This window comes from Streptomyces sp. NPDC058619, from assembly GCF_042717785.1.
Taxonomy (GTDB): domain Bacteria; phylum Actinomycetota; class Actinomycetes; order Streptomycetales; family Streptomycetaceae; genus Streptomyces.
In genome coordinates, this window is record NZ_JBHXQN010000165.1 from 1 (window position 1) to 1,439 (window position 1,439).

At 68.9% G+C, this 1,439-nt stretch carries 1 protein-coding gene; it reads left to right on the forward strand.

The features are described 5' to 3' along the window. Positions 1-61 precede the first annotated feature (61 nt). On the forward strand, positions 62-1,297 hold the full coding sequence (locus tag ACFWTC_RS38940) for an IS701 family transposase (protein WP_384030735.1): 1,236 nt from the start codon (positions 62-64) through the stop codon (positions 1,295-1,297). The last annotated feature ends 142 nt before the right edge of the window (positions 1,298-1,439 follow it).

The window sequence follows — 1,439 nt, forward strand, 5'->3', positions numbered from 1 at the left end:
CTAGTAGTACTTCGTTAACTTGTGTTGATCTTGGTGTCGCGGGTCGGGCATGCTGGTCGGCGTGAACTTGGGGGAGATCGAGGAAGTCCGGGGTGAGCTGGCCGCGTTCGTGGCCGAGGTGTTTGCGTCGGTGCTGCGGAAGGACACGCGAGGGTGGGGTGACTGCTACCTGCGCGGTTTGATGCTGGACGGTCGCCGGAAGTCGATCCAGCCCATGGCCGAGCGACTGCCGGACGGGGACATGCAGGCGCTGCAGCAGTTCGTGAACCAGTCGCCGTGGGGCCACGCGGAGGTGCTGCGGGCCGTGGCCCTCAAGACGGTCCCGGTGGTCGACCCCGTGGTGTGGGTGATCGACGACGTGTCGTTCCCCAAGGACGGGCGTATGTCGGTCGGGGTCGCCCGGCAGTGGTGCGGGGCATTGGGCAAGCAGTCGAACTGCCAGGTGGGGGTGAGTCTGCATGCCGCCTCCGACACCGCGTCCGTGCCGATCTCCTGGCGCCTGTTTGTGCCCGCCGAGTGGCAGGACGACACTGAACGCCGCATAAGGGCCGGCCTGCCCGGAGAGGTCGGACACCGGGAGAAATGGCGCCTGGCCCTGGACCTCATCGACGAGGCAGTCGCCTGGGGCCTGGAGCCGAAGGTGATCGTCGCCGACGCCGGCTACGGCCAGATCACCGCGTTCCGCCACGGCCTGGCGGAACGCGGGCTGGACTACGTCGTCGCCGTCCGCTCGGACGAGTCCGCGCACCCGCAGGCGGCCGCGCCCACCGCACCGCCGTGGAGCGGGAACGGCCGCAAACCCGCGCTCCGCTACCGGACCAAGGCCACCTCCCTGCAGACCCTGGTCACCAACGGCGGACGCAAAACGCTCCGCCGGGCCACCTGGCGCCACGGCTCCAAGGGCCCGATGCGCTCACGCTTCCGGGTCCTCACCGTGCGACCGGCAGGCGTCGCGACCCGAAACCGCGCCATCGCCCAGGCCGGCGGGCCCACCGCCTGGGACGGCGTCCTGCCCGAGGCCACCCTGCTCAGCGAGTGGCCCACCGGGCAGAAGGCGCCCACCGAGTACTGGCTGACCAGCCTGCCCGCCGACACTATGACCCGATACCTGGTCCGGCTGGCCAAGATGCGCTGGCGCATCGAACACGACTACCGCGAGATGAAGCACGGCCTGGGCCTGGACCACTTCGAGGGCCGCACCTGGCGTGGCTGGCACCACCACGTCACGCTCGTCACCGCCGCCCACGCATTCCTCACCCTTCGTCGGCTCGACCCAAAAGCCCAAGCGCCGGCCTGACCCTCTACCAGGTCCTCGATCAACTCCAGGACCTGCTGAGCTGCTGGACCGGCATCTGCCGCACCTGCCAACGCCCGATTCCCGCAAAGAAACCCACACGTCGAACCCGAGCAGCCGCCTTGACTTAACGAAGTACTACTAG